Annotated in this window: 4 protein-coding genes and 2 pseudogenes; 1 reads left to right on the top strand and 5 read right to left on the bottom strand. The window is 30.6% G+C overall.

Annotated features, from left to right (window positions below):
• Positions 1 to 217, top strand: a pseudogene (locus LX95_RS14690) (IS110 family transposase); the annotation flags it as partial.
• Between the two features lie 129 nt (positions 218 to 346).
• On the opposite strand, the gene LX95_RS14130 reads toward LX95_RS14690, so the two are convergent.
• From LX95_RS14130 to LX95_RS14660, 5 genes and pseudogenes are all read right to left on the bottom strand, one after another.
• Entirely contained in the window at positions 347 to 2,611 is a 2,265-nt protein-coding gene (locus LX95_RS14130) for an AAA family ATPase (protein WP_111542111.1), read from the bottom strand.
• 232 nt (positions 2,612 to 2,843) lie between these two features.
• The gene (locus LX95_RS14125; protein ID WP_111542110.1) at positions 2,844 to 3,578 is read right to left on the bottom strand and encodes a hypothetical protein; all 735 of its coding nucleotides are present in this window, start codon (positions 3,576 to 3,578) and stop codon (positions 2,844 to 2,846) included.
• Between the two features lie 946 nt (positions 3,579 to 4,524).
• Positions 4,525 to 5,094, bottom strand: a complete 570-nt coding sequence (locus LX95_RS14120; protein WP_111542109.1) for a hypothetical protein — start codon at positions 5,092 to 5,094, stop codon at positions 4,525 to 4,527.
• Positions 5,087 to 6,493, bottom strand: a complete 1,407-nt coding sequence (locus LX95_RS14115; RefSeq protein WP_111542108.1) for a hypothetical protein — start codon at positions 6,491 to 6,493, stop codon at positions 5,087 to 5,089. The genes LX95_RS14120 and LX95_RS14115 overlap by 8 nt, the downstream gene beginning before the upstream one ends.
• 4 nt (positions 6,494 to 6,497) lie before the next feature.
• Positions 6,498 to 6,762, bottom strand: a pseudogene (locus tag LX95_RS14660) (hypothetical protein); the annotation flags it as partial.

Here is a 6,762-nt window from a genome sequence, read left to right as displayed (position 1 = left end):
CAAGAAGCTGCGGAACCTGTTGTTTTTGTGCGCGTTTAATGCCTACAAACACAATAAGGCTTGCAAGGAAATCTATGAACGAATCGTAGCGAAGGGTAAAAGCAAAAAACTGGCCTTGATAGCGGTAGCTAACAAGCTTTTAAAACAAGCCTTTGCCATAGCTAAATCTGGATTGCCCTACGATGAAAACTATGTATTAGTTCTAGCAAAAGGGTAGATCAAAAAAGAGGAATAAATGTAGAGTTAAAATCTGTTTATAAAGATTTTGACACAGGTAATGTATGTCTCAAATTTAATGTAGAAAAGAGTTGGTTTTTACCTCAGTTCTTTGTTGGGCAATCGTACTTTACTCCGTTAGTCCTTTCCAATGTAATTTATCTTTTTCTTCTATGTGAACTAATAAATCATTGATTGCATCTTCTATTTGCAATATTTTATCATCGTGTTGTTGTACTTTTTCAAATTGATTTTGATGTGAAAACCAATGAAGTAATTTTGTTCCGTAATAAGGTTTGTCTTCGGGTTTAAATATTGCTGAAACTCTTTTATCAACTTCTAGTTCAGTTGGATATTTCATAAGTGTATATAATTCTAAAAATCTCCTTAAAGCATTAGGTAATATTAATAGATGTGGAAAATCTTCTTTGTTTTCAAGGTTATTAAATTCATTAAGAATATTAAATAAGCCTACATATTCAGATTTATGTTGACTGAACATTTTAGGAAGTTTCCCAATTGTAGAACAATTTAATTTATTCCTTTTGATTAAGTAAAGTGGTCTATTAACTTCTTTTTTAGTTTTACTAAATATGCCAGAATCATACATAACAGAAAAAAACTCAAAATTATGAGTAGAAATAAATAACTGAAGATAATCTTTCTCTTCTTTTTTGAAAAAGTTTTGAAGCAATGACCTTACTTGGAAAATATGATTACTATCTAAGCTAGAAATAGGGTCGTCAATAAATATAATTGTATTAGGTAATTTTGGTGGCTCATCATTTCTTAATGACTTTAATTGAGTCAAAAAATAAGCAAATGCAATAGCTGATTTTTCTCCTTCACTTAAATTATTAGCTGTGTGCCCACTTCTTTCAAGGGTAAATTTATCATTTCGAATTTCAATTTTTATATCGTTACGATGTAAAAGAATTTCTAAAATAGCATTTAACTCTTCTTGACCTTTTACTGTACTTTTTAATTTTGTTTCAAGATCTAATTTATCAGCTTTGTTAGTTGCTAGTTTTGTATTTATATTATTTACAATTGTTTCAGATTCATTTTTTTTAATTTCTTTACTAATATAATCTTCCGTTTCTAAATATTTTGCAACGTAATGATTAAGTATTTTGTTCAATGCTTTTTTCTTATTGTCGTCAAACTTGTCTAACCATATATTATGTGCTTTCACAGCAGTTTTAATGGTTTCAAAATCATCGTGAAAACTAATAATTTCAGTTTCTGTAGCATTTATGTTGTTAAAATAATTTTCAGATTTTCGTTTTAAATCTTTTTCTAAGATTTTAAGTTGAGTTTTATAAACATTTACTTTTTTATTGTAATTATCTACTGCGTTTTGATAATCAACTTGAAAGCTATTTCCTAGATTTTTTTTGTCTGGAAATGCTATCTTCAATTTTTCTTTTTCTAGTTCAATTTTTTCTAAAGAATTTGAAATTGCATCTTGTATATCTTTAAGTTTTTTAGAATAATAAGAGTTCAAATTATTAATTCTATTTTCTGGTAAAGTTTTTGTACAAAATTTACAATTTTCTTCTTTTTCGTGTAGTTTAATTCCAGTTTGAACCCAATCAAATAAAGTCTTGTCGTTTTCTAATTCTGGAAAAGGAATTGATTTTGGTGCTGTGTCTTCTAAAATAATCTTTACATCACTGATAAGTGTTTCAAGGCTTTCTACAAAACTGTAATCTTCTTTTTGTGATATAAAAGTATTTTCTGAAATAGCTTCATTCTTTGTGTTATCTCTGATAACGTCAGTTAGAATATGTTTAGAAGTATCGTTTTTAACTTTATTTGTAATTGTTTGTATTACAGCTTTGTTTAATTTGTTTTGGTCAAGTTTATTGTCAAGATAGTTTTCTCTAATTTCCTTTGCTTTAGCTGAAAACTTACCACTTGTTTTATTATAATTTTTGAATTCATTTATTATTTTTAGATAACGATTATCTCGAATATTTTCTAATTGAGATTTCTTTTTATCTAATGTTTTGATTTTTTTATCCAACTCTCCTGAAGGGTCTCCAAGATAAAATGATATTGGTTGAATTTCTGAATTAGGTATATCAAAAGTGAAGATTCTTTTTACATATTCAGAATTAAACACTTTAATTTCATATGGAAAACTCTCTAAGCTATTTTGGTTATGAGTTGTTAATACATTATCTTTTTCGGTAGAAATGTCAAATTCAGAACCTGAAAAATATTTGTCTTTATTTTTAAGTTCTAAATTTTGAAAAAGTTTAGAAAGTGTTGTTTTTCCAGAATAATTCCAACCATAAATTAAATTCTCCTTTTTGAATTTATCCAATTGATTCCAAACAAAGTTCTGATAAATTCCGAAATTTTTGAGTTTGTTGATTTTTACTATCACTTAAAATAATTTGTTTGATGATGGTGGTTGTTCCGTATGTTGCCCAACGGTATTGTATATGGCTCGTAGCGTGCAAATTATAAAATTATTTTCGGATTAAGCACAAGCCAGATTTTTAAATTTTACTATCTATTTTTTTTGTTGGAAATCGTCAAATTTAGAAATTTGGCGACTTTCCAAATATGCTTTAACTTCGTATAAGCAGCTGATTAGATATGAGTTATATACGTTGTTATGTGCTGGCGTTTTTCAATCTTTTTTCCATACCATAAATCAATTCTCGGAAGTTTTTAAATCCGCTGACATTTAATTTTTCAGGTTTCTGTTTGTCTCCAATTTGGAATATCACAATTCCAATTGCGATAGGTAAAAGCAACGACCAATGGAAACTCGAAATCCACCAAATTAAAATCATAAGCAATATTCCAGTCCACATAATAATCCGTCCAATTCTCGAAATCCAATTTGATTTGTAGTCAAATTCCGATATTGTTCCTGGCGCAATTTTGTTCACTTCGTCAACCAATAAACCACCATATTTCATAAAAAATGGATTGATTTCGCTACTCGGTTTTATATTATTAGTATCAGCTCCATTATTGCTCAAATTTTGCTTTAAAGTTTTAAATATTGAAGCTGTTTGACAGTTTTGTCCTAATAGTCGAATTGGTTCAATTTTTTGTCTTTCTGCGTGTTCCGAAATGTATTCACAAAAATCGGAAACAGTTCTATTATTTTCGTCAATCAAAATATCTTCTAATTCGGAAATTGGTCGTTTTAGATTAAAAGATTGATGATAAACTTTCGCCAACTTTTTAGGTTCAATTAAATCGCAAGCATCTCGCCAATCAAAGATTGAACTTTCATAATTAAAGTCCATTCCTTTAATTACAACTGGGTCAAATTCAATCGCAAATTGATATTGAGAAATCAACATTTTTAATATGTCGTTTTTACTGTACTTCATTTATTGCACGATGTTTCTTTCCGCTTGCACATAACGGTATTGTATAACCGTCAGTTGCGTGGTTTAAAGCTAAGATAATTAAAATACGTGAATATTGAGCACGCAAGGATTTGTCCGTAGGATAAATCCGTAGCAATTGCTGTTATACGTTGTTAGCTATTGTAGTTGTTATCCGTTTTGATTGGACTTAATAACTTATTGAATAACCGTTAGAACTTTTAAAATAACGCAAAAGCGAAAAAGCTAAACGGAGTTTTGTTTTTACCAATGTTTAGCAAAAAGTGTTTGTAAAACTCTTTGCAGCCCGTCCTGCTTTTAAGAATCTGCTATTAAAGTTGTGTTTATCGTTTCTGTTATTTTGATTAACTGACTTTTATGATTTGACAATCTTTGAGAAACATCTTTTCTCTTTTTTAATTAACCCGTTTTGCTTTGTATTTAATTAGAGATTGAATTTATATCGTTTGGTAGGTTTAAACTTAAAAACCTCAATTTATTAATCTGCTTTACTATTAAATTATTTTCGTAACGATTTTAAAATTAAACAGATAATAAGGAGAAATTTAATTTTATAAATACTAGAAGATAATAGGAGCAGAGGTGATTTTTACTATAATTGCTAACGGTTTTGTATAAGAATAGTAGGGCTGAAAATAAGCGGTTACCATTCGGTTGAGTCATAAGCCGAATTTTTCTATTTATCTTTTCTTTCTCAAATAGCCAAATTTAAAAATTTGCGATTTCGCAAAAGTGCTATTCCCATTGGGTTAAGCACTGATTGCCCTATTATTTTTATACGTTGTTACCTGCTGGCTTTCTGAGACCTACTATTTCAATGCATTTTTTAATTTTTAGTGTGTAGTAAGCTCTTTTGCAATTTTGGCTTGAAGCGATGGCTGGTGTGAATTGCAAATGTGCTTACGGGTCTTAATCGATTATGTTTGAATTAGTTTAAAGGAATTTTTATAGGTTTCTCAAAAACTGGTTTTGGTTCTTTGACAAAAAAACTTACTTTTAAACTGTCTTTACTTAATAATTTCCCAAGTAAAATTGTATGTTTCAATTTGAATTCTTCAAAAGAACCAGCAGATATATTTTCTTTAGGTCTTATTTTCATTTCCTTTAAATAATTATTGAATTTTTTCTGAAATGTCTTACTAGTATCCAAGGTATGCTGAGTGTAAAAAATAATTTCCTTTTTACTTCTCTCATTGATATATATTGGTTCTTTTAACTTTTTATTGTCTTCTCTGTAGGGGATAATTCCTTCCTGTCTACTGTTATAAGTATTTATATGCTGAACTATATCTAACTTTCTTTTTATGTCGCTATTATTTGCAAACTCCAATAGAATAGGAATTTTTATCCTCCAAATAACGTCGTATTCTTGATTATAAGATAGAATGACAGGTAAACTAGTCTTTTTTTGCGAGACTGTTACGTTTCTTTTATTTGTGACACAAGCAGTAAAAATTAATATTAGTGAAACTACTATGATTTTTATTAACTTATTCATCTATGAAAATTGTTTCAATTACTACGTTTGATATTTCTTTATTATAATTATATATTTTTCTATATAACATTTTCACATATTTAGTACTTAGCTCTTGGTCTTTAGATGCTTGAAGTCTAACATCTTCAAAAGTTTCGATACTACCATTAAGTATTTTATTAACTGTTTTCTCAGGAAAATCATCGAGCTCAAATTTATATTTTTCATTATGCCCCCAATCACTTACAAATTTTTCCACGCCTGCTAAACCACTCAGTTTAGCCTGAGCCAGTTCCTGCTGTACGATTTCTTCCATAACAATGTCATCCTCTTCTTTCATACGTTTTACAAGAAGGCCTGCTACAGAAAAAACAAGAGCAAAGGAACCCCCAATAGTGCCAAGCCCACCAATACCCATCGAGCCAAGTGGGGAATCTGTATCCAAGCCGTCTCCCATCCCAAATTTTAGGACATCAAAGAAATCTAAGGCCGTACCAACATTTTTTAAAAAACCCAATACCTGTACTCTTTTTCCTGTTTTGGTAAAATAGTCGTACTGGCTTATTCCTTTTGTAGTCTCATCGGTATTTCCCCAGTTTTTCCTTTTTTTAAGGTCTTCAAGCAAAGTGCCGTCATTGGTATAGACCTCATCGTAATTATAAATGTTGGCATAAGGATTTTTTTGTACACGTCCCGTACTTGTGACCAAGCTTCCTTTTTCAAGCTTGGTCATCGCAATGTTGCTTATTTGCTTGTCGATTTGGTTGTTTACAAAATCAATGGCTTTACTGCTCAGTTTGCTTTGAGCCTTTCCTTTGATAAACTTCATCGGTAGCAATGGACTACCATCATTACTCATTAACTGTGGCAAGTCGTGACCAAAAGCTGGTGGTTTAAAATATAGTGTCCTGTCAGATTGGGCAACATCAAGATAGTTACTTGTCGATTTTGGAAGTGTTTTTTTGCGCTTTCCATAAACTACTTCCCAATAGAGTTCTATGGATTCATCCAACGAAAACCAAACGTCGTGATCGTCTTTTATGATTCCCTGCCATTTTTCATCAAGGAACAATTCAACGGTGGCAACCCTTTTGTTGCCTTTTTGTTCAATTGTAGCTTTTTTCACAACAGCGTCTTCTGGAAATTTACGGTCGTCTGGGTCAATAATATCGTAAAACAAGAAACCTCCACTTGCATTATAGTCATACTCCGCAAGGTTTAATTCCAGTTCCTGCCCAACTGCCAACCCCTTTGTTTCAACGTGAAAATAAACGGTTTCGCCAAGCTTTGATTTTTCCAATGGTACTTGGCCGTCCTTGTCGCTTGTCCACCAACCTTCAATAAACTCAGGTTCGGCAATATTTATGGTTACAGATTTTTTCTGTCCTTCCAATTCCACTGTAAATGTATTCTTTCCCATAAGGTTAGTTTTGTTGGTCTATAACATCGAGTACCACTTTTTCTAAATCACTTGTTACGAGATGATTTTTCAATGTATCATTTACCAATAGTTTTCCGTTGTGCTTAAAATCGTTTGTCTTGTCGTTTAGTGACAGGTTTATTTTCTTTCCTATCGCATTCTTGGTCTCAATGTGCAACCGTATTTTATTCCCAGTTTCATATTCTTCTAATTCGTTATCCTCTAAATCTGTAATAAAATAGTGAATTAGTTCCGCATCTTCTTCTATT

The organism is Mesonia algae (genome assembly GCF_003253545.1).
Classification (GTDB): domain Bacteria; phylum Bacteroidota; class Bacteroidia; order Flavobacteriales; family Flavobacteriaceae; genus Mesonia; species Mesonia algae.
The sequence above is the reverse complement of the archived record's forward strand: the minus strand, read 5'-3'. Positions and strand labels throughout refer to the sequence as shown.